The following is a 22,637-nucleotide window of genomic DNA, read 5'->3' as shown; positions in this document are numbered from 1 at the left end:
GATCCGGACGGGCCGGCCTATCCGCGCCGGCCGCCGATGAAGCCGACGATGTCCTTCACCGCGTCGATCACCGGCGCCGCCAGCGCGCTCGCCTGCTCCGCGCCCCGTCCGAGCACCCCGTCCAGGTGGGCCGGATCGCCGAGCAGGCGGCGCATCTCGCCGTTCATCGGCGCCAGCTTCTCCACCGCCAGCTCGGCAAGCGCCGGCTTGAAGGTGGCAAACGGCGCCCCGCCGAACTCCGCCAGCACCGCTTCCCGGCTCATGTCGGCGAGCGCGGCGTAGATGCCGACCAGGTTGTCGGCCTCGGGCCGGCCCTCCAGCCCCTTCGTCTCGCTCGGCAGCGGCTCCGGATCGGTCTTCGCCTTGCGGATCTTCTGGGCGATGGTGTCGCGGTCATCGGTCAGGTTGATGCGCGAATTGTCCGAGGCGTCCGACTTCGACATCTTCTTGGAGCCGTCGCGCAGGCTCATCACCCGGGTCGCCGGGCCCTGGATCAGCGGCTCGGTGAGCGGGAAGAAGCCCTCGTCGCCATGGCCCAGCTCGGCGATGCGCGCGGCGTAGTCGTGGTTGAACTTCTGCGCGATGTTGCGGGTCAGCTCTAGGTGCTGCTTCTGGTCCTCGCCCACCGGCACGTGGGTGGCGCGATAGGCGAGAATGTCCGCCGCCATCAGGGTCGGGTAGGCGAACAGCCCGACGGAGGCGTTCTCCTTGTCCTTGCCGGCCTTTTCCTTGAACTGGGTCATCCGGTTCAGCCAGCCCATGCGGGCGACGCAGTTGAACACCCAGGCGAGCTCGGCGTGCTGGTGCACCTGGCTCTGGTTGAAGATGATGTGCTTCTCGGGATCGATGCCGGCGGCGATGAACGCGGCGGTCACGCTGCGGATCGCCGTCGCCAGCTCGCGCGGCTCCTGCCACACGGTAATCGCGTGCATGTCCACCACGCAGTAGACGCAGGGATACTCGTCCTGCAGCGCCACGAAGCGCGTGATGGCGCCGAGATAGTTGCCGAGGTGGAGATTTCCGGTCGGCTGAACGCCGGAAAAGACACGGGGTTCGAACGGCGTCATCCGGATGGACCAATCCTGTCGCGGGAGAAAGCGAGGGGTTTATGGCGAAGCGGCGCCGGGTTCGCAACCCGCCTCGTGCGGAGCGGGCGGATCAGGCGGGCGGCGTGGTGCTGCGCCGCCCGGCGATCTGTCCGAGCGAGCGCTTCAGGTCGATGGCGCCGGTCAGCTGGCAGAAGGCGAAGAAGGCCGTCATGCCGACGCCGACCAGCAGCACCAGGGCGCCGCCGCGCACCAGCAGCGAGGGGGCCACGAACGCCTGCGCCAGCAGGATGGCGAGGCCGTAGACGATCGCTCCCATCAGCACGCTGGATAGCAGGATCCGCGGCAGCCGGCGCCGCAGCAGCGCGTCGGGCCGGTAGTTGCCGCGCCGCACCAGCGTCGCCCACAGCAGCACAACGTTCACCCAGCCGGCGAGCGAGGTGCCGAGCGCGATGCCGACGTGGGCGAGGATCGGGAACAGTGCCAGCGCGGTGACCACGTTCACCCCCATGGCGATGCCGGCGAACCACATCGGGGTGGCGGTGTCCTCGCGGGCGAAATAGGCGGGCGACAGCACCTTGATCAGCACGAACGCCGGCAGCCCCAGCCCGTAGGCGGCGAGCGCGCCGGCGGTGGCGATCGTGTCGGCGGCATCGAAGGCGCCGCGCTGGAACAGCACCGAGATGATCTCGCCGGGCACCAGCACCAGCGCCACCGCGGCCGGCAGCGTCAGCACCAGCGAGAATTCCAGCGCCCGGTTCTGGGTGTGGTGGGCGCCGTCGCCGTCGCCGCCGCGCAGCCGCCGCGCGAGATCCGGCAGCAGCGCCACGCCGATGGCGATGCCGACGACGCCGAGAGGCAGCTGGTAGATGCGGTCGGCGTAATAGAGGTAGGACACCGCGCCCGGCAGGAACGAGGCGATGATCGTGCCCACCATGATGTTGATCTGGGTGATGCCGCCGGCGATCACGCCGGGAACGCCCAGGTGCAGCAGCCGCTTGACGCGGGGCGTCCATCGCGGCCGCCGGAGCGCGAAGTGGAAGCCGTGGCGGCGCACGGCGACGAAGAGCATGCCCGCCTGCACGATGCCGGCGGCGAACACGCCCCACGACAGCACCCAGCCGGCGGCCTCGGTCTGCGCCAGGCCGGCCAGGCCGATGCCGGTCAGCACGGCGATCAGCACGATGTTGAGCAGCACCGGCGCGAAGGCGGCGGCGGCGAACCGGTCGAAGGTGTTGAGGATGCCGGACAGGAAGGCCACCAGCGACATCGCCACGAGATAGGGGAAGCAGATCCGCGTCAGCGCCACGGTGATCGCGAACTTGTCGGCGTCGTCGCCGGCGAACCCCGGCGCGATCACCCAGACCAGCAGCGGCGTGAAGAGCTCCGCCAGCACGGCGGTTGCCACCAGCACGACCAGCAGCGCCGATAGGATCTCCTCGGCGAACCGGCGGGCGTCGGCGGCGCCGCCCTCCTCCACCGAGCGGGCGAACAGCGGCACGAAGGCGGAGTTGAACGCCCCTTCGGCGAACAGCCGGCGGAACAGGTTGGGCAGCTTGAACGCCACGAAGAACGCGTCGGCCACGACGCCCGTGCCCAGGAAGGCGGCGATCAGGATGTCGCGGGCGAAGCCCAGGACGCGGCTCATCATGGTGAACGAGCCGACGGTGGCGAAATTGCGAAGGAGGTTCACGTCGAGAGCCTCTGGCGACGCCGCAGCGTGTTGCGCGAATCGTCCCTATATCACGCGGCGGACTGGTCGCGGGACTTCGAACCGGCCCGGGTGGTGCCGTTGTCGAAGGCGGCGGTCAGCCGGCGCTTGATGCGGCCTTCGCGCGGCGCGTTCACCACCTTGTGGCCGATCAGGTCGGTCACGTAGAACACGTCGACCACCCGCTCGCCGAACGTCGCGACGTGCGCCGAGGCGATATTCAGGTTGAGGTCGGAGATCGCCCGGGTGAGGTCGTAGAGCAGCCCCGGCCGGTCGAGACCGGAGATCTCCAGCACCGTGTGCCGCTCCGACCAGCTGTTGTGCAGCAGCACCTCGGTCGACAGCCGGAACGGCTTCGGCCCCGACTTCTTGCGGATGCGCTGCTCGACGCGGTCGGGCAGCTTCTCGCGGCCGCTCAGCGACCGCTCGATCAGATCGAGGATCCGCTCGGCGCGGCGGGTCTCGTCCTCGATGGTGTCGAATTCGCGGGTGATCGCGATGGTGTCGAGCGCGAAGCCGTCGGTGGTCGTGAAGATCTGGGCGTCGACGATGTTGGCGCCGGCGACCGAGCACGAGCCGAAGATCACCGACAGCAGCCGCGGATGGTCCGGCGCCAGCACGGTCAGCCGGGTGACGCCGCCGCTTCCCTCCACCTGCACGTCGGTCGCGAACTGCTTTCCCGACAGGCTCGCTTCGCGGATGAACCGGGCATGGGCGATCTTCTCCGGCAGGTCGACGCGCAGCCAGTACGGGTCGTAGTGCCGGTCGGCGTAGGTGGTGAGCTCGGCCTCCGGCCAGTCCGAAAGGGCCTGGCGCAGCTGCTCCTGGGCCGCCGCCACGCGCTGGGCGCGCGACAGGCGCGAGTGGCCGCCGGCCAGCCGCGGTTCGGTCTCGTCGTAGAGCACGCGCAGCAGCTGCGCCTTCCAGCCGTTCCAGACGCCCGGCCCGACGGCGGCGATGTCCGCCTCGGTCAGGATCTCCAGCAGCTTCAGCCGCTCGGGGCTCTGCACCACGTCGGCGAAGTCGCCGATCGTCTTGGCGTCGCCCAGGTCGCGCGACTGGGCGGTCACGCTCATCACCAGGTGGTATTCGACCAGCCAGGCGATGGTCTCGGTCTCCGAGGCGGAAAATCCGAAGCGGGGACCGAGCTTGCGGGCGATCTTGGCGCCCAGGATCGAGTGATCCTCCGGCCGGCCCTTGGCGATGTCGTGCAGGAACATCGCCGCATAGAGCAGCCGCCGGCTCTGGATGGAGGCGAACAGCGACGTGGCCAGCGGATGCCGGCCTTCCAGCGAGCCGCGCTCGATGTCGGCCAGGATGCCGATGCTGCGGATCAGGTGCTCGTCGACGGTGTAGTGATGATACATGTTGAACTGCATCATCGCGACGACCCGGCCGAACTCGGTCACGAAGCGGCCGAGCACGCCCGCCTCGTTCATGGCGCGCAGCACCGTCTCCGGATCGTTCTTCGACGTCAGGATCTCGACGAACAGCCGGTTCGCCTCGGCGTTTTCGCGCAGCGTCGCGTCGATCAGCTTGAGCGAGCGGCGGATCAGCGTCATCGCGTCGGGGTGAAAGGCCAGCCCGTGCTTGTCGGCGGCAAGGAAGATCCGGATCAGGTTGACCGGATCGCGCTGGAACACCTCGGTGTCGGCGATGCTGATGCGGTCGTGATCGATCAGGAAGTCCTCGAAGCCGCGGATCGTCCGCTTCTTGCTTCGCCGCATGGTGCGCAGGAAGCGGTTGAGGCCGGGCGTCTGCTTGACCTGCTCCTCCTCCAGCGCGGAACAGAAGATGCGGGTCAGGTCGCCGACGTCCTTGGCCACCAGGAAGTAGTGCTTCATGAAGCGCTCGACGTCGCGCAGCCCCGGGTGGGAGGTGTAGGCCAGCCGGAGCGCGATCTCGCGCTGCACGTCGAACGACAGCCGTTCCTCCGGCCGTCCGGTCAGGAAGTGCAGGTGGCAGCGCACCGCCCAGAGAAAGTCCTCGCACTTGCGGAACAGCCGGTAGTCGCCGCGCGAGAACACGCCCAGGCGCACCAGCTCCTCGCCGGTGCGGACCCGGAAGAAGTACTTGGCGATCCAGAACAGCGTGTTGAGATCGCGCAGGCCGCCCTTGCCTTCCTTGACGTTCGGCTCGACCAGGTAGCGCGAGCGCCCCTGCCGGCGGTGGCGCTCGTCGCGCTCGGCCAGCTTGGCGGCAATGAACTCGGCCGCCGTTCCGCGCACGACGGATTCGTCGAAGCGCCGGATCAGCTCCGCGGCGAGGTCCTCGTCCCCCCACAGCGGCCGTGCCTCCAGCATGGCCGTGCGCACCGTCATGTCCGAGCGGCTCATGCGGATGCAGTCTTCGATGGACCGCGTCGCGTGGCCGACGGTCAGGCCCAGGTCCCACAGCATGTAGAGGATCGCCTCGATGACGCTCTCCACCCAGGCGGTCTGCTTGTAGGGAAACAGGAACAGCAGATCGATGTCGGAGCCGGGCGCCAGCGTGCCGCGGCCGTAGCCGCCGACGGCGATGATCGCCACCTTCTCCGCCGACGACGGATTGTCGGCCGGGTAGGCGTAGGAGGTCACCACCTGGGCGATCGCGATGATCAGGTCGTCGTGCAGCCGGGCGATGCGCCGCGCGCAGAGGATGCCGCCGCCGTCCTCGCCGAGCAGCCGCTCGATCTCCCTCAGCGCCGCCTCGCGTTCTTCCTTGAGGATGGCCAGGAGATCGCCGCGGGCGAGGTCCCAGTTTCCGCGGTCCTCGCGCAGCCGCTCGACGAGACGGTCCGTCAGCGCCGCGCCGTCGAGAACCGCTTGCGGTCCGTGGGGCACCCGCTTGATGCCCGGGGTATCGGCAAGCGTCACCAGGTTCGCTCCAGTGCGGGCCCTTGCGGCGGCCGCTGTTGCTCCGTTGCGCGACCATAGCCGATCGGGGCGTCAGCCGCGAGATGGGTGTGCGCCGCGACCTCGCCGATCAGCGCGTTGAGAACCAGCATCCCGCGCTCGGTGGCGATCAGCCGGCGGTCGCCCCAGCGCAGCAGCCCTTCCTCCTCCAGCGGCGCCAGCGGCGGCCGGTCGATGACCCGGCCGGTCCGCGCCCGCAGCCGGTCGAGGTCGATGCCCTCGGTGAGGCGCAGCCCCATCACCAGGAACTCCTCGGCGCTTTCCTCGTGGGTCAGCGGCGCGTCCTCCACGTAGCCGTGGCCGTCGGCCGCCACCGCCGCGCGCCAGCTCTCCGGCAGCTTGGCCGCCACCGTCGCATGTCGCACGCCCGCCACCGTCAGCCGGCCGTGCGCGCCGGGGCCGATGCCCACATAGTCGCCGCCGCGCCAGTAGGTGAGGTTGTGCCGGCACTCCGCGCCGGGCGCGGCGTGGTTCGACACCTCGTAGGCGGGCAGCCCGGCGTCGGCGGTGATCGCCCGGGTCGCCTCGAACAGGTCGGCGCCCAGGTCGTCGTCGGGGATGGCGAACTTGCCGGCCCGGTGCAGCCGGTGGAAGGGCGTCTCCTCCTCGATGGTGAGCTGGTAGAGCGACAGGTGATCGGGGGCGAAGGCCAGCATCTCGCCCAGTTCGCGGGCCCACGCCGCCACCGTCTGGCCAGGTCGGGCGTAGATGAGGTCGCAGGACACCCGGGCGAAGGTCGCGCGCGCGATGCCGATCGCCCGGCGCGCCGCGGCGACGTCGTGCAGCCGCCCGAGGAAGCGCAGCTGGTCGTCTTCCAGCGACTGGATGCCCAGCGAGACGCGGTCGACGCCGGCCAGCCGGTAGCCGGCGAAGCGGTCCGCCTCGACGCTCGACGGATTGGCCTCCAGGGTGATCTCGCAGTCGTTGGCGATGCGCCAGGTGCGGCTGACCGCGTCGATGACGCGCCCCACCGTCGCCGGATCCATCAGCGACGGCGTGCCGCCGCCGAAGAACACGCTGGTGACGGTGCGCCCCGGCACCCGCTCGGCCGCGAAGGCGAGCTCGCGCACCAGCGCGTCGGCATAGGACGCCTGGTCGACGCCGCCGTGGCGGACGTGGCTGTTGAAGTCGCAGTACGGGCACTTGGCCGCGCAGAACGGCCAGTGGACGTAGACCGCCAGGCTGCCCTCGCCGCCGGCCGCCGGATCCGCGGGGGTCAGCGCGCCAGGCACGTTTCCGCCAGCGCCTTGAAGGCGCGCGCGCGGTGGGAGAGCGCTGTCGCCGCGCCGGGTCGCCATCCGTGCTTCTCCTCCGCCGTCATCTCTCCGAACGTCCGCTCGAAGCCGTCGGGGAGGAATATGGGGTCGTAGCCGAAGCCTTTCGCCCCCCGGGGCGGCCAGACCAGCGTTCCGGCCACCTCGCCGGGGAACACCTCCACGTGGCCGTCGGGCCAGGCGAGCGCCAGCACGGCGACGAACTGGCCGCGGCGCTCCTCTGGCGCGACCGCACCGCACGCCTGCAGCTTCTCCTCGACGTTGCGCATCGCCTGGGCGAAGTCCTTGTCGGGGCCCGCCCAGCGCGCCGAATAGATGCCGGGCTCGCCGCCCAGCGCATCCACCGCCAGGCCGGAATCGTCGGCGAGCGCCGGCTTGCCCGACGCCGCCACGGCGGCGCGCGCCTTCAGGACGGCGTTCTCCACGAAGCTGGTGCCGGTCTCCTCCGGCTCCGGCAGCCCGAGGTCGGCGGCCGCCACGACGGTGATCGGGAAGCTCGCCAAAAGGTCGCGGATCTCGCGCACCTTGCCGGCGTTGTGGCTGGCGACGACGAGTTCGTCTTCGCTGAACGGGCGGATCGGCATGGTCAGCTGATCGCCAGCTTCTGCAGCTCGACCAGCTGGCCGATGCCGAGTTCGGCGAGGTCGACGAGGCTGCCGAACTCCTCGCGCGAGAACGGCGTGCGCTCCGCGGTGCCCTGGATCTCGATGATCCCCCTGGCGCCGGTCATCACGAAGTTCGCGTCGGTCTCGGCCTCGGAATCCTCCGGATAGTCCAGGTCGAGCACCGGCGTGCCCCGGTAGATGCCGCAGGAGACCGCCGCCACGTGATCGCGCAGCACCTGGCCGCCGCGCAGCATGTTGCGCGCCGCCATCCAGGCGAGGCAGTCCGACAGCGCCACCCAGGCGCCGGTGATCGCCGCCGTGCGGGTGCCGCCGTCGGCCTGGATGACGTCGCAGTCGATGGAGATCTGGCGCTCGCCCAGCGCCTTGCGGTCGACGACGGCGCGCAGCGAGCGGCCGATCAGCCGCTGGATCTCCTCGGTCCGACCCGACGGCTTGCCGGCCTTCACCTCGCGCTGCATGCGGGTGTTGGTGGCGCGCGGCAGCATGCCGTACTCGGCCGTCACCCAGCCCTCGCCGCCGCCCCTCAGCCAGGGCGGCACGCGCTCTTCCAGGCTGGCGGTGCACAGCACATGGGTGTGGCCGAACTTGACGAAGCACGAACCCTCGGCATGCCGCGAGATGCCGCGCTCGAGCGACACGGGCCGCAGTTCGTCGGGCGCGCGGTTGGATGGGCGCATGCGGGCAGTCTCCCCTGGAGGTCTCTCGGGTGTGCGGGGTCTAGTAACCAGCTTTGCCGGGAAGCGTAAAGGCGCGGCGGCCGGTTCGGCCTTGACGGATGGTGCACCGGGGCCAGCATAGGCCTACATAGGGGGTACGTAGGCAGAAGAGGGACCGGCCGGCGGCAAAGGCGTCTCGCCCGGCGCGCGGCACCGGTCCCGCCCATCACCTGGAGGTGCGCGCCGTGGCTTCGGATCGCTGGATCGAACCGCCACACTCGAACCTGGTCGACCTCGACGCGAGGTCCCGGGACATCTTCAAGCAGATCGTCGAGTCCTATCTGGACACCGGCGAACCCATCGGCTCGCGCAACATCTCCCGGCGCCTCGCCACGGTGCTGTCGCCGGCGTCGGTGCGCAACGTCATGGCCGACCTGGAATCGCTGGGACTGATCTACGCCCCGCACACCAGCGCCGGCCGCCTTCCCACCGAGCAGGGCCTGCGCTTCTTCGTCGACGCGCTGCTGGAGATCGGCGACCTGTCCGACCAGGACCGCGCCGGCATCGAGGCCCAGGTGCGCGCCGGCGGCTCCGACCGGGGGCCCGACGCGCTGCTCCACGAGGCCAGCCAGATGCTGTCCGGCCTGTCGCGCGGGGCCGGCGTCGTCGTCGTCTCCAAGGCCGATCTCCGGATGAAGCACGTGGAATTCGTGCGCCTCGACGCCGCCTCGGCCCTGGTCGTGCTGGTCGGCGAGAACGGCTCGGTGGAAAACCGCATCGTCGACCTGCCGCCCGGCCTGCCGTCGTCGGCGCTCACCGAGGCGACCAACTATCTGAACGCCCACATCCGCGGCAAGACGCTGGCCGAGGCGATCACCGCGCTGAAGAGCCTGAAGGTCCAGCAGCAGGCCGAGCTCGACGACCTCACCCAGCGGATGGTGGATGCCGGCATCGCCACCTGGGCCGGCAGCGGCAGCAACGGCGACGGCACGCTGATCGTCCATGGCCGCGCCAACCTGCTGGAGGATCTGACCGCCCAGGAGGACCTGGAGCGCATCCGCCGCCTGTTCGACGACCTGGAGAGCAACAAGGAACTGCTGCAGCTCCTCGACCTCGCCGACGACGCCGACGGCGTGCGCATCTTCATCGGCTCGGAGAACAAGCTGTTCTCCATGTCCGGGTCGTCGCTGGTGGTCTCCCCCTACCGCGACGAGGACAACCGGGTGGTCGGCGTGCTCGGCGTCATCGGGCCCACTCGGCTCAACTACGGGCGGATCATCCCGATGGTCGACTACACGGCGCGTCTGGTGGGACGGCTGGTCCGCTGAGCCGGGCGGCGCTGTCGCCATGCCGCAAAATGCGGCATGGATGAGACACCCGGCGCGAAAAGTCGTCGCCGGACCGATTCGCGTGGGTGCCTCGGAGCGATTCGCGGTTTATATGTTCGGCTCAAGCGTTTGAGCGTCGTTCCGGGGCCTGGGGTGTCTGCGGGAACCGGCTGCAGGGAGATCGACAGTATGATGAGGAGCTTCGCCGCAACCGCAGTGGTGCTGCTGGCCACCGCGCCGGCCGTCCCGGCTCTGGCGCAGCCCGCTGCGGAGATCACCGTGACGCCGGGCGGATACGCCTATCCCGGCCCCTACGGTCCGAACCTTCCCGGCGTCTACATGCTGACCAATTCCGGCCTGCCCACCGGCCCGGACATCAACAGCGGCCAGCTGAAGTCGCCGAACCTCGACATGCCCGTCAACGGCCTGACCTACGACCAGCCGATGGGCCCGGTCGACGGGTGGAACGGCGCCGTCGGCCCGGGCTTCCCCTTCTAGGGCGGTTCCCGGACGCGCGGACCATCCCGCGCGGCAGGACATCGCTCCGGAGCCCCCGCGGAGCGCGGCGATCCGGCCCGTGAAGGGTGCGAAGCCGCCGCATGGCGAGGCGGGCCGCCGCCATCGCCGGGTGACCGTTCCGTTGCAGTCGCGTGCGTGCGGGCCGGTGTGCGCCGTTTCCGGGCGCCGGGCCAACCCCTTTCCAATCCCCTGAACTGAGGTGCATTCAAGATGGCCCTTCTCGCCGACTCCCTGAGCCGTGTTAAGCCGTCCGCGACCATCGCGGTGACCAACAAGGCCGCCGAGCTCAAGCGCGCCGGCCGGGACGTCATCGGTCTCGGCGCCGGCGAGCCGGACTTCGACACCCCGGAGAACATCAAGGAAGCCGCCATCGCGGCCATCCGTTCGGGCAAGACCAAGTACACCGCGGTCGACGGCATTCCGGAGCTCAAGGAAGCCATCGTCGAGAAGTTCAGGCGCGAGAACGAGCTGACCTACAAGACCTCCCAGGTGTCGGTCGGCACCGGTGGCAAGCAGATCCTCTACAACGCGCTGGTGGCCACCCTGAACCCGGGCGACGAGGTGATCGTGCCGGCGCCCTACTGGGTGAGCTATCCCGACATGGTGCTGCTCGGCGGCGGCGAGCCGGTCGCGGTCGAGACCAGCAGCGACACCGGCTACAAGATGACCGCCGCGGCGCTGGAAGCGGCGATCACCCCGCGCACCAAGTGGCTGATCCTGAACTCGCCGTCGAACCCGTCGGGCGCGGCCTACACCCGCACCGAGCTCGGCGAGATCGGCGCGGTGCTGGCGAAGCACCCGCACGTCTGGGTGATGACCGACGACATGTACGAGCATCTCGTCTACGACGACTTCGCGTTCACCACGATCGCCCAGGTGTGCCCGGAACTGATGGACCGCACGCTGACGGTGAACGGCGTGTCGAAGGCCTATGCGATGACCGGCTGGCGCATCGGCTATGCCGGCGGCCCGGAGCAGCTGATCAAGGCGATGGCCAAGATCCAGTCCCAGTCGACCTCCAACCCCTGCACCATCTCCCAGTGGGCGGCCGTCGAGGCGCTCACCGGCCCGCAGGGCTTCATCGCCGAGAACAACATCATCTTCAAGGAGCGGCGCGACCTCGTCGTGTCGATGCTCAACCAGGCGAGCGGCATTTCCTGCCCGACGCCGGAAGGCGCGTTCTACGTGTTTCCGTCGTGCGCCGGCACGATCGGACGCACCTCCCCGTCGGGCAAGGCGCTGGCCACCGACGAGGACTTCGTCACGGAACTTCTGGAGCAGGAAGGCGTTGCCGTTGTCCAAGGCAGTGCGTTCGGTACCGGGCCCAATTTCCGCATCTCCTACGCCACGTCCACCGAAGCGTTGGAGAAGGCATGCGAGCGGATCCAGCGGTTCTGCGGCAGCCTCCGATAGGGCCCTTCCGCCGGATTTCTCCCCGGCTCGGTTCGACCCGGGTGCACGCCTCCGGGCCGCGCATGGCGCGGCTCGGACCGGCCTGATCAGGCCGGTTTGGAAAGGCTGATCCGGGGGGCGGGGCGATTGGCGCTCGCGCACACGGATGCACACAGGAGAATTCCAATGTTCAAGACCGCTGCAGCAGCCGTCGCTCTCACCCTCGTCGCCGCCTCTGCCGTTCCGGCGGCCGCCCAGGAGCGGGCCAAGGTCGGCGTTCTGGAGTGCAACGTCGCCGGCGGCACCGGCTTCGTCTTCGGCTCCACCAAGAATCTCACCTGCGTCTACAAGTCCGCGACCAACGACGTGACCCAGACCTATACCGGCACCATCAACAAGTACGGCATCGACATCGGCAAGACCGACCAGAGCCAGATCGTCTGGGGCGTGCTCGCCGCCGGCGAGAAGTTCGATCCCAACATGCTCGAGGGCAAGTATGTGGGCGCCACCGCTGAAGCCACGGCCGGCGTCGGCGTCGGCGCCAATGCGCTCATCGGCGGCTTCGAGCGCTCGGTCACGCTGAACCCGCTGAGCGTCCAGACGCAGACCGGCATCAACATCGCAGCCGGCGTCGCCGACCTGACGCTGGTCGGCACCAACAAATAAGGCCGTCCGGCCTGCCTCGTGGCAGGCTGCCTCGGATCGGCGCCGCCGTGCGCCGGCCGAGCGGCGGATGATCGGGGCGCCGGAGGATTTCCTCCGGCGCCCTTTTTCGTGATCGGAGCCCCAGCGCAGGCGCGAAACCGACCCGCCATGCCGCCGCAGGCGACTTCGTCTTTGAATTGACGCGCCGGCCGGGGCTACAAGAACCTCTGCAGTCAACCGATGGTCGATCCGGCGGCAAAGGAGATCGCGCTTCATGGATGCGGGCAAGTGGAGCTTCTGGGTCGATCGTGGCGGCACGTTCACCGACATCGTCGCGCGCGCCCCGGACGGTGGTTTCCAGACCCGCAAGGTGCTGTCGGAAAATCCGGAGGCCTACGAGGACGCGGCGCTGCACGGCATTCGCGACCTGATGGGCCTCGCCCCCGAGGCCGCCATCCCGTCCGACCGGATCGACGGGATCAAGATGGGGACGACGGTCGCCACCAACGCGCTCCTGGAGCGCAAGGGCGATCGCACGCTGCTGATGATCACCCGCGGCTTCCGCGATGCGCTGAAGATCGGCCACCAGGCCCGCCCGGACATCTTCGCCAAGGCCATCGTCAAGCCGGACATGCTCTACGAGCGGGTCGCCGAGGTCGACGAGCGGGTCCGGGCCGACGGGACGGTCGAGGCCGAACCGGATCTCGACGCGGTGCGCGCAACCCTCGAACAGGCGAAAGCCGACGGCATCGATGCGGTGGCGATCGCGTTCATGCACGCCTACGCCTACCCCGACCATGAGCGGCGCGTCGCCGACCTCGCCCGCTCCCTCGGCTTCGCCCAGGTGTCGGCGAGCCACGCGGTGTCGCCGCTGATGAAGCTGGTGCCGCGCGGCGACACCACGGTGGTCGATGCCTACCTGTCGCCGATCCTGCGCCGCTACGTCGACCGCGTCGCATCCGCCTTCACCGCGGAGCCCGGCGACGAGGCCTCCCCGGACTCGGCGACGCGCGGCATCGGCCTGATGTTCATGATGTCGTCGGGCGGGCTCACCGCCGCCAACCTGTTCCAGGGCAAGGATGCGATCCTGTCGGGCCCGGCCGGCGGGGTCGTCGGCGCGGTGGAAACGGCGAAGATCGCCGGCTTCGACAAGGTCATCGGCTTCGACATGGGCGGCACGTCCACCGACGTCTCCCATTTCGCCGGCGAGCTGGAGCGCACGCTGGAGACCGAGGTCGCCGGTGTGCGCATCCGCGCGCCGATGATGCAGATCAACACGGTCGCCGCCGGTGGCGGCTCGATCCTCCATTTCGACGGCGCCCGCTTCAAGGTCGGCCCGGATTCCGCCGGCGCCAATCCGGGTCCCGCCTGCTACCGCCGCGGCGGCCCGCTGGCGGTGACCGACGCCAACGTCATGGTCGGCAAGCTGCTGCCCGATGCGTTTCCGAAGATCTTCGGGCCCGACCAGGACCAGCCGATCGACGTCGATGTGGTCCGCCGGCACTTCGACGAGGTCGCCGCCGAGATCGGCGACGGACGCGACGGCGCCCAGGTCGCCGACGGCTTCCTGACCATCGCGGTCGAGAACATGGCCAACGCCATCAAGAAGATCTCGGTGCAGCGCGGCCACGACGTCACCGGCTACACGCTCGTCTGCTTCGGCGGCGCCGGCGGCCAGCATGCCTGCAAGGTCGCCGATGCGCTCGGCATGACCACGGTGATGATGCACCCCTACTCCGGCGTGCTGTCGGCCTACGGGATGGGGCTCGCCGACGTGCGCGCCAACCGCACGCGCTCGGTTGCCCGTCCGCTCGTCGCGGCCCTGGCGGGAGACCTGGAGGCGCTGGCGGCCGAGCTGTCCGCCGAGGTGCTCGGCGAGCTGGCGCGCCAGGCGATCGCCGCGGACGACGTCGCCGTCGATGTGCGCTGTCACCTGCGCTACGACGGCACCGACACCGCGCTGCCTGTGCCGTTCGGCGCGGCGGGCGACATGGAAGCCGCCTTCGCCGCGGTCCACCGCCGGCAGTTCGGCTTCACCTTCGAGGACCGGCCCGTCGTCGTCGAGGCGATCGAGGTCGAGGGGCTGGCGGGCGGCGCCGACCTCGCCGAGGACGACCTGCCGGTCACCGAGCACGCGCCCGAGCCGGAGGCCGCCACCCGCTTCTTCTCCGGCGGCGAGTGGCACGAGGCCGGCGTCCATCGCCGCGGCGCCACCGGCCCCGGCGGGCGGATCACTGGCCCGGCGCTGCTGGTCGAGGACCACCAGACCATCGTCGTCGAACCCGGCTGGGCCGCCGAGATCACCGCCAAGAACCACGTGGTCCTCAAGCGCGTCGTCGCGCTGCCGTCCCGTTCGGCCGTCGGCACCGACGCCGATCCGGTGATGCTGGAGGTGTTCAACAACCTGTTCATGGCGATCGCCGAGCAGATGGGCGTGACGCTGCAGAACACCGCGTCGTCGGTGAACATCAAGGAGCGCCTCGATTTCTCCTGCGCGGTGTTCGACCAGGACGCCGCGCTGGTCGCCAACGCCCCGCACATGCCGGTGCACCTCGGCTCGATGGACCGCTCGGTGGAAAGCATCGTCGCCCAGAACGCCGGCACGATGCGGCCGGGCGACGTGTTCGCGCTCAACGCCCCCTACAACGGCGGCACCCACCTGCCCGACATCACCGTGGTGACGCCGGTCTTCGACGACGCGGGCGAGAAGATCCTGTTCTACGTCGCCAGCCGCGGCCACCACGCCGACGTCGGCGGGACGGCGCCCGGCTCGATGACGCCGCGGGCCACCACCGTCGACGAGGAAGGCGTCCTGATCGACAACTTCCTGCTGGTCTCCGAGGGCCGCTTCCGCGAGACGGAGGCGATGGCGCTCCTCACCGACCACCCGTTCCCCTGCCGCAACCCGGCCCAGAACGTCGCCGACCTGAAGGCGCAGATCGCGGCCAACGAGCGCGGCGTCCAGGAGCTCCGCAAGATGGTCGGCCAGTTCGGGCTCGACGTGGTCGAGGCCTACATGGGCCACGTCCAGGACAACGCCGCGGAAAGCGTCCGCCGGGTCATCGACGCGCTCCGCGATTCCAGCTTCGAGGTCGCCACCGACCAGGGCGCGACGATCAAGGTCGCCATCACGGTGGACCGGGAGACGCGCGAGGCGACGGTCGATTTCACCGGTACCTCGGCGCAGCAGGGGACCAACTTCAACGCGCCGGAGCCGGTCACCCGGGCCGCCGTCCTCTACTGCTTCCGGGTGATGGTGGAGGGCGACATCCCGATGAACGCCGGCTGCCTCAGGCCCATCAACATCGTCATCCCCGACGGCACCATGCTGTCGCCGCGCTATCCGGCGGCGGTGGTCGCCGGCAACGTGGAGACCAGCCAGCAGGTCACCAACTGCCTGTTCGGGGCGCTGGGGGCGATGGCCGCCTCCCAGGGCACCATGAACAACCTCACCTTCGGCAACGACCGCCACCAGTACTACGAGACCATCTGCTCCGGCTCGCCGGCCGGCCCCGGCTTCGACGGCACCGACGGGGTGCACGTCCACATGACCAACTCGCGGCTGACCGACCCGGAGGTGCTGGAGTTCCGCTTCCCGGTGCTGCTGGAGGACTTCCACATCCGCGAGGGCTCCGGCGGGCGCGGCCGGTGGACCTCGGGCGGCGGCACCGGGCGGACCCTCCGCTTCCTGGAGGAGATGGAGTGCGCCATCCTGGCGTCCCACCGGACGGTGCGGCCGCATGGCCTCGCCGGCGGCGAACCGGGCAGGCTCGGCCGCACCGAGGTGCGGCGGGCCGACGGGACCGTCGAGACCCTCGGCGGCACCGACCAGACGGTCATCCGGGCCGGCGAGGCGGTGATCGTCACGACCCCCACCGGCGGCGGCTACGGCACGCCGGAGAGCTGATCGGGCGGCGCCGTGCGCACGCGCGCACCGCGCGGAGTGCGCAGCCACCAGTGCGCAGTTTGGGCCGCGCACTGGCGCGTTTCGGGCCCGAATGCGCAGAAGCTGCGCCTTTCCGGACGCGCTGCGCACAGGGCTGCGCACGGCTGGGCTCACGGCCGGATTCGGGCCCGGTGGCAGGCACAAAAAAGCCCGGGAGCGCGAGCCCCCGGGCCAGTCACGACCTCGAGCGATCGTTGGGAGGAAGTCTACATGCGCTGGCTGCCAGCGCCGAACTCCGGATAGGCCTCGACGCCGACCTCGACCGCGTCCAGACCGAGCGATTCTTCCTCGGCGGTCGGACGAACACCCATCACCGCCTTCAGGATCAGCCAGAGAACGAGGCTGACGATGAAGGTGAAGGCGCCGATCGCGACGATACCGATGATCTGCGTCCCGAAGCTGGCATCCGTGTTGGTCAGCGGCACGGCGAGCGTGCCCCAGATGCCGCAGACCAGATGCACCGGGATGGCGCCGACCACGTCGTCGATCTTGACCTTGTCGAGCAGCGGCACGACGAGGACGACGATGGCACCGCCGATGCCGCCGATGATCGCCGCCATCAGGAGCGACGGAGCCAGCGGTTCGGCGGTGATCGAGACCAGGCCGGCCAGGGCACCGTTGAGCGCCATGGTGACGTCGACCTTCCGGTAGAAGATCTGGGTCAGGATCATCACCACGATCACGCCGGCAGCGGCCGCCGTGTTGGTGTTCACGAAGATCCGGGCGACCGCGGAGGCATCTTCAGCCGAACCCAGCGCGAGCTGCGAACCGCCGTTGAAGCCGAACCAGCCGAGCCAGAGAATGAACATGCCCAGCGTGGCGAGCGGGATGGACGAACCGGGGAACACGTGCACGACGCCGTTCGAGCCGAACTTGCCGAGACGCGGGCCGATCACCAGCGCGCCGGCGAGGGCGGCCCAGCCACCGACCGAGTGCACCAGGGTCGAACCGGCGAAGTCCGAGAAGCCCATCTCCGACAGCCAGCCGCCGCCCCACTGCCACGAACCGGTGATCGGATAGAACACGCCGGTCAGGAAGACGACGAAGATCATGAACGGCCACAGCTTCGTGCGCTCGGCGATGGTGCCGGAGACGATCGAGGCGGTGGTGGCGCAGAACACCATCTGGAAGAACCAGTCCGACGCGGCCGCGTAGTCGCCGGTGTCGGCGGACGGATCGGGAATGACCGTCCAGGTGAACGAGCCGAAGTAGCCGCCGTCCACGCCGTCGTACATGACGTTGTAGCCGATCAGCCAGAACATGATGCCGGCAGTCGAGTAGATGGCGACGTTCTTCAGGCACTGCATCGACACGTTCTTGGTCCGGACCAGGCCGGCCTCGAGCATGGCGAAGCCGGCGGCCATGAACATGACCAGGAAGCCGGTGACCAGGAAGAGCAGCGTATTGAAGATGAACGGCACGCCAGGCGCCGCCGCGGCTTCGGCCGCCTCAGGAGTGGCTTCCTGGGCGAAGGCTCCGTGCGAGGCCAGCACGAGGCCGGCGCCTACGACGGAGATCCCGGTAAGGAGGGTTGAGAGCTTTTTCATCGGCATTCTCTTTGTCAGACCCCTGTTCGAATCCTCGGCGTAGCCCATCACAGCGCTTCCGTGTCGGTTTCGCCGGTACGGATGCGCACCACCTGGTCGATGGAGTAGGTGAAGATTTTTCCGTCGCCGATCTGGCCCGTCTTGGCGGCCGCGGCGATCGCCTCGACGACGCGATCAACGGACTCGGACGCGACGGCGACTTCGATCTTGAGCTTCGGCAGGAAGCTCACGGCGTATTCCGTCCCCCGGTAGATCTCGGTGTGGCCCTTCTGGCGGCCGTAGCCTTTGACCTCGGTGACGGTCAGTCCCTGGATGCCGATCCCCGTGAGGGCGTCGCGCACCTCGTCGAGCTTGAACGGCTTGATAATGGCCATCACGATTTTCATGCGTGGTTCCCGTTTCCCTTCTTTGCAGTCCAAGGCGGCGAATGGGTCGCGCCAACCAGCGCGGCCAGGCCGGCACACCCGCCGTCGGGCGGTGGGGAGCGACACGTCCCGATAGAATCAATTGCCGTGCCAAGCGGGCTCCGCGCCCGGAAAAGACGCGGAATCGCCGTTGTTTTTCGTGCGAAGGCGCTGAATTTGCGTGCGAAAGAGGCGGATTGCCTAAAAAGCAGGCATTACGACCGGCACGCCAGCGCCGTCGTGGTCGCGGCGCGGGCGAATGAGGCCTTCCTGGGCAACCGAGCTGACGAGCACGCCGGCGCGGTCGTAGACCAGGCCGCGGGTGAAGCCGCGTGCTCCGGTTGTGGTCGGGCTGTCCTGGGCATAGAGCAGCCAGTCGTCGGCGCGGAACGGCCGATGGAACCACATCGCGTGGTCGAGACTGGCGATTTGCAGGGTCTTGTCGAACACCGACGTACCGTGCGGAAACAGCGCGGTATCGAGCAGCGTCATGTCGGAGGCGTAGGCGAGCACGCACTTGTGGATCGCCGGGTCGTCGGGCAGTTCGCCGGTGGCGCGCACCCAGACGTACTGTTTCGGCGGGAGCTTCTCGCGGCTCACGTAGTGGCGGAGATCGACGGGGCGCAGCTCGATCGGCCGCTCGCGCTCCCAGTAGCGGCGGACGTTGTCCGGCGCCCGCTCGATGACCCCCTGCTTGAACTCCTGCTCGCTGGGCAGGTCCTCGGGCATCGGAATGCCCTCCGGCAGCTCGAACTGGTGCTCCGGCCCCTCCTCCTCGATCTGGAACGAGGCGGACATGGAGAAGATCGCCTTGCCGTGCTGAATCGCCACCACCCGCCGGGTGGTGAAGCTGCGGCCGTCACGGATCCGGTCGACCTGGTAGATGATCGGCACGTTCGGATCGCCCGGGCGCATGAAGTAGCCGTGCAGCGAATGCACCGGCCGGCTGTCGACGGTGCGCGTGGCGGCGACGAGCGACTGGCCGATCACCTGGCCGCCGAAGACGCGCTGCCAGCCGACCTGGGGGCTGCGACCGCGAAACAGGTCGAGTTCCAGGCGCTCGAGGTCGAGAATGGCAAGGAGGTCCGCGACGGCGGTGCTCATCGGAAATCCTTCGACGGGGCGGCCCGATCGCCGCAGGCGGGATGCGCGCACTTGCCCCTGAGCACGATCGGCTGTCAAGTTGGCGGCGGCCGGTGCCGGACGCCGCCGAAAGCCGTGCTTTGCGCGGCGTGACACCAGTATGTGAGACCGATTCCATGAGCCCGGATTCCGAGCAAGTCGTCGACGTCGCGATCGCGGGGGCGGGGTCCGTCGGCCTGACGCTGGCGCTCGCCCTCAAGAAGGCGGATCTGCATCTGACCGTCGCGGTGATCGATCCGCGGCCCGCCTCGTCGGTGAAGGGCGATGACCGTGCCTCCGCCATCGCCGCCGCCGCCCGCCGGATGCTGGTCCGGCTCGGCGTGTGGCCCGACGTGGCCGCGGACGCCGAGGCGATCACCGAGATGGTGATCACCGACAGCCGGCTGCGCGACGCGGTGCGGCCGGTCTTCCTGAGCTTTTCCGGCGACGTGGAGCCGGGCGAGCCGTACGCGCACATGATCCCCAACGACACCCTGTTCCCGGCGATCGCCAAGGCGGCGCTGGCGGCGGGGACGCGCGAGATCACCGACACTGTCCGCATCTTCGATGCCGACGACGGCGGCGTCGATATCCGGCTGGGATCGGGGCGCCATTTGCGCGCCGCACTGCTGATCGCCTCCGACGGCGTCCGCTCGCGCCTGCGCGGACTGGCCGGCATCGGCACCGTCGGCGAGACCTACGGCCAGAGCGGCATCGTCACCACGGTGCGCCACGAGGTGCCCCACGAAGGCCGCGCGGTGGAGCATTTCCTGCCGGCCGGGCCGTTCGCCATCCTGCCACTCAAGGGCAACCGCTCCTCCATCGTCTGGACCGAGCGCACCCTCGAGGCGGAGCGGCTGGTCGGGCTCGACGACTTCTCCTTCGAGATCGAGCTGGCCCGGCGGTTCGGGCCGGAGCTCGGCGAGGTGCATCTCGCCGGATCGCGGTCGGCCTATCCGCTGTCGGTGCAGATTGCCCGATCGTTCGTGGCGCCGCGCTTCGCGCTCGCCGGCGACGCCGCCCATGCGATCCACCCCATCGCCGGCCAGGGCCTCAACATGGGCTTCCGCGACGCGGCGGCGCTGGCCGAGGTGCTGGTCGATGCCCGGCGGATCGGCCTCGACATCGGCGCCATCGACGTGCTGGAGCGCTACGAGCGCTGGCGGCGCTTCGACACCCTGGAAATGGCGGCGACCACGGACCTCCTGAACCGCCTGTTCTCCAACGACCTGGCGCCGGTCCGCCTGGTGCGGACGGTCGGCCTCGGCCTCGTCGACCGGCTGCCCGGCGTCAAGCGGGCGTTCATGCGCCAGGCCGCCGGCTTCGATCCCAACGAACCCCGCCTGCTGCGCGGAGAGGCCATCTGAACGACCATCCCGGCGCCCATTCCGACCAGGCGAGGTGACTTGACCGACCGGAACCGGCGCCGCATTCCATCCGTTGGACGCTTTCCTCGGCTTCAGATCGTCGATCCGACCGGGATGCTCCAGCGTATCGTCAGCGCAGGCCTTTCCGGCCGTGCGAAAGGTTCGACCGAATGGAAGTCATTCTCTACAACCTCGTTCCGATCGCCGTCGGCGCGGTGGCGATCGTCCTGGTCCTCGGCTTCGTGAACATGATCCGTGGCGGCAACCCGAGCCGATCCCAGCGGCTGATGCGGTGGCGTGTCGGCCTGCAATTCCTGGCGATCATCATCATCATGGCCACGCTCTACTTCGCGCGCGGCTGACACGCTATCGGGAGACACCGACGTGGTCGTTCTCAACAAGATCTACACCCGCACCGGCGACGACGGCACCACCGCCCTGTCGACCGGCGAGCGCCGCCCGAAGGCCGACCTGAGGGTCGCGGCCTACGGCACGGTCGACGAGACCAACGCCGCGGTCGGGCTGGCGCGCCTTCACGCCGCCGCCGCCCCGGCGATCGACGCGGCGCTCGCGCGCATCCAGAACGAGCTGTTCGATCTCGGCGCCGACCTGGCGACGCCGCCGGGCGGCCCCTACGAGGACAAGGCGCTGCGGATCGTCGACAGCCAGGTGGAGCGCCTGGAGGCCGACATCGACGCGCTGAACGCCGACCTCGCGCCGCTGCGCTCCTTCGTGCTGCCGGGCGGGACCCCGCTCGCCGCCCACCTGCACCACTGCCGCACGGTGTCGCGGCGCGCCGAGCGCCTGGCCACCGAACTGGCGGCCCGCGAGCCGGTCGGGGAGGCGGCGATCCGCTACATCAACCGGCTGTCCGACTACTTCTTCGTGGCCAGCCGGGCGGCGAACGCGAACGGCGAAGGCGACGTTCTCTGGGTGCCGGGGGCGACGCGCTGAGACGCGGAGACGGCGCGCGCCGCCTCCGGATCGGTGCGAGCCGGACGAAATGGGAGCGGCGGGGGCAGGCGCCCGGCCATCCGGCGGCGCGTGCAGTGCGGCAGGTGCGTTGACACCCTTTTCGGCCACAAGTACGGTCCGCGCTCTTTCCGGCAGCGCGGCCGTTTTTCGAGGCCGGACGTCGCTTTAGATCACGATGATGTCAGGTCCAGACCACCTGCCGTCATCCTGAACGATACAAATAGCCGGTAGCAGGATGCGGGCGGAAAACCGGGCCCCCTATTCCGCATCCTGTTCCAGCCGATGATCTGGTGCGGTGCACCGCCGTGGCGGCGCCGGAAGAATACGGGAGTGTGTCCATGAAGGTTCTGGTGCCGGTTAAGCGGGTCGTCGACTACAACGTGAAGGTCCGGGTGAAGCCGGACGGATCCGGCGTCGACCTCGCGAACGTCAAGATGTCGATGAACCCGTTCGACGAGATCGCCGTCGAAGAGGCGATCCGGATGAAGGAAGCCGGCACGGCGAGCGAGATCGTGGTGGTGTCGATCGGTCCGCAGCAGGCCCAGGAGACGCTGCGCACCGGGCTGGCCATGGGCGCCGACCGGGGCATCCTGGTGAAGACCGACACGGCACTGGAGCCGCTGGCGGTGGCCAAGATCCTGAAGGGCGTGGTCGAGGCGGAAGCGCCGGGCCTGGTCATCCTCGGCAAGCAGGCCATCGACGACGACGCCAACCAGACCGGCCAGATGCTGGCGGCGCTGCTCGGCTGGTCGCAGGCGACGTTTGCCTCGAAGATCGAGATCGCCGGCGACAGCGCCGAGGTCACCCGCGAGGTGGACGGCGGCCTGCAGACGGTGAAGGTGACCATGCCGGCCATCGTGACCACCGACCTGCGCCTCAACGAGCCGCGCTACGCCTCGCTGCCGAACATCATGAAGGCGAAGAAGAAGCCGATCGACGAGAAGACCGTCGACGACTACGGCGTCGACCCGACGCCGCGGCTGACGGTGGTGAAGACCGAGGAACCGGCGACGCGCAAGGCCGGCGTGATGGTGGCGGACGTCGCCGAGCTGGTGTCGAAGCTGCGCAACGAGGCGGGCGTCATCTAGAGCCTTTCCCGATCGGGTGGTGACACCTGATCGACAAGGAAGGGCTCCAGATATGATCTGCGCCGGGTGACCGGTCCAGGGACGACAGCGCCGGCGG

General features: G+C 69.4%; 18 protein-coding genes. 9 read left to right on the top strand and 9 right to left on the bottom strand.

Annotated elements, in window-relative coordinates:
• Positions 1-17: 17 nt before the first annotated feature.
• The 6 genes from trpS to rph all read right to left on the bottom strand — a co-directional run bounded on the left by trpS (position 18) and on the right by rph (position 8,228).
• Positions 18-1,067, bottom strand: a complete 1,050-nt coding sequence (gene trpS / locus ACSSVZ_RS10370) for a tryptophan--tRNA ligase (RefSeq protein WP_453969753.1) — start codon at positions 1,065-1,067, stop codon at positions 18-20.
• 91 nt (positions 1,068-1,158) lie between these two features.
• Entirely contained in the window at positions 1,159-2,739 is a 1,581-nt protein-coding gene (gene murJ / locus ACSSVZ_RS10365; protein WP_453969751.1) for a murein biosynthesis integral membrane protein MurJ, read from the bottom strand.
• Positions 2,740-2,789: 50 nt separating this feature from the next.
• Positions 2,790-5,612 carry a [protein-PII] uridylyltransferase gene (locus ACSSVZ_RS10360; RefSeq protein WP_453969749.1) on the bottom strand — a complete coding sequence of 941 codons (2,823 nt, stop codon included), beginning with the start codon at positions 5,610-5,612 and terminating at the stop codon, positions 2,790-2,792.
• Entirely contained in the window at positions 5,609-6,883 is a 1,275-nt protein-coding gene (hemW, locus tag ACSSVZ_RS10355) for a radical SAM family heme chaperone HemW (protein WP_453969748.1), read from the bottom strand. Before hemW ends, ACSSVZ_RS10360 begins: the two co-directional genes overlap by 4 nt.
• On the bottom strand, positions 6,868-7,503 hold the full coding sequence (gene rdgB, locus ACSSVZ_RS10350; protein ID WP_453969980.1) for an RdgB/HAM1 family non-canonical purine NTP pyrophosphatase: 636 nt from the start codon (positions 7,501-7,503) through the stop codon (positions 6,868-6,870). Before rdgB ends, hemW begins: the two co-directional genes overlap by 16 nt.
• 8 nt (positions 7,504-7,511) lie before the next feature.
• Entirely contained in the window at positions 7,512-8,228 is a 717-nt protein-coding gene (gene rph / locus ACSSVZ_RS10345) for a ribonuclease PH (protein WP_453969746.1), read from the bottom strand.
• A 224-nt stretch (positions 8,229-8,452) separates the two neighbouring features.
• Between rph and hrcA the strand changes: the two genes are divergently transcribed.
• The 5 genes from hrcA (at position 8,453) to ACSSVZ_RS10320 (ending at position 15,998) form a co-directional block, all read left to right on the top strand.
• The gene (gene hrcA / locus ACSSVZ_RS10340; protein WP_453969744.1) at positions 8,453-9,535 is read left to right on the top strand and encodes a heat-inducible transcriptional repressor HrcA; all 1,083 of its coding nucleotides are present in this window, start codon (positions 8,453-8,455) and stop codon (positions 9,533-9,535) included.
• A 189-nt stretch (positions 9,536-9,724) separates the two neighbouring features.
• On the top strand, positions 9,725-10,033 hold the full coding sequence (locus tag ACSSVZ_RS10335) for a hypothetical protein (protein ID WP_453969743.1): 309 nt from the start codon (positions 9,725-9,727) through the stop codon (positions 10,031-10,033).
• A 231-nt stretch (positions 10,034-10,264) separates the two neighbouring features.
• Positions 10,265-11,467, top strand: coding sequence for a pyridoxal phosphate-dependent aminotransferase (locus ACSSVZ_RS10330; RefSeq protein WP_453969741.1), 1,203 nt, complete (start codon positions 10,265-10,267; stop codon positions 11,465-11,467).
• A 165-nt stretch (positions 11,468-11,632) separates the two neighbouring features.
• A complete protein-coding gene (locus ACSSVZ_RS10325; protein ID WP_453969739.1) occupies positions 11,633-12,112 on the top strand; it encodes a DUF992 domain-containing protein in 480 nt (159 codons plus the stop codon).
• Between the two features lie 253 nt (positions 12,113-12,365).
• Positions 12,366-15,998, top strand: a complete 3,633-nt coding sequence (locus ACSSVZ_RS10320) for a hydantoinase B/oxoprolinase family protein (protein WP_453969737.1) — start codon at positions 12,366-12,368, stop codon at positions 15,996-15,998.
• 245 nt (positions 15,999-16,243) lie between these two features.
• Here the strand turns inward: ACSSVZ_RS10320 and ACSSVZ_RS10315 are convergent, their stop codons facing one another.
• From ACSSVZ_RS10315 to tesB, 3 genes are all read right to left on the bottom strand, one after another.
• Entirely contained in the window at positions 16,244-17,584 is a 1,341-nt protein-coding gene (locus tag ACSSVZ_RS10315; protein WP_453969735.1) for an ammonium transporter, read from the bottom strand.
• A 47-nt stretch (positions 17,585-17,631) separates the two neighbouring features.
• Complete coding sequence (locus tag ACSSVZ_RS10310; RefSeq protein WP_453969733.1) at positions 17,632-17,970, bottom strand: P-II family nitrogen regulator; 339 nt, start codon at positions 17,968-17,970, stop codon at positions 17,632-17,634.
• A 219-nt stretch (positions 17,971-18,189) separates the two neighbouring features.
• Positions 18,190-19,092: an acyl-CoA thioesterase II gene (gene tesB, locus ACSSVZ_RS10305; protein ID WP_453969731.1), complete on the bottom strand. Its 903-nt coding sequence runs from the start codon at positions 19,090-19,092 to the stop codon at positions 18,190-18,192.
• A 155-nt stretch (positions 19,093-19,247) separates the two neighbouring features.
• On the opposite strand from tesB, the gene ACSSVZ_RS10300 reads away from it, so the two are divergent.
• From ACSSVZ_RS10300 to ACSSVZ_RS10285, 4 genes are all read left to right on the top strand, one after another.
• Positions 19,248-20,477, top strand: coding sequence for a ubiquinone biosynthesis hydroxylase (locus tag ACSSVZ_RS10300; RefSeq protein ID WP_453969730.1), 1,230 nt, complete (start codon positions 19,248-19,250; stop codon positions 20,475-20,477).
• 170 nt (positions 20,478-20,647) lie between these two features.
• Positions 20,648-20,839, top strand: coding sequence for a twin transmembrane helix small protein (locus ACSSVZ_RS10295; protein WP_453960428.1), 192 nt, complete (start codon positions 20,648-20,650; stop codon positions 20,837-20,839).
• Positions 20,840-20,861: 22 nt separating this feature from the next.
• Positions 20,862-21,431, top strand: a complete 570-nt coding sequence (locus ACSSVZ_RS10290) for a cob(I)yrinic acid a,c-diamide adenosyltransferase (RefSeq protein ID WP_453969728.1) — start codon at positions 20,862-20,864, stop codon at positions 21,429-21,431.
• A 359-nt stretch (positions 21,432-21,790) separates the two neighbouring features.
• The gene (locus tag ACSSVZ_RS10285; protein ID WP_453969726.1) at positions 21,791-22,540 is read left to right on the top strand and encodes an electron transfer flavoprotein subunit beta/FixA family protein; all 750 of its coding nucleotides are present in this window, start codon (positions 21,791-21,793) and stop codon (positions 22,538-22,540) included.
• Positions 22,541-22,637 lie beyond the last annotated feature (97 nt).

The organism is Amorphus sp. MBR-141, assembly GCF_053628695.1.
This window is presented reverse-complemented; position numbering and strand designations above follow the sequence as displayed.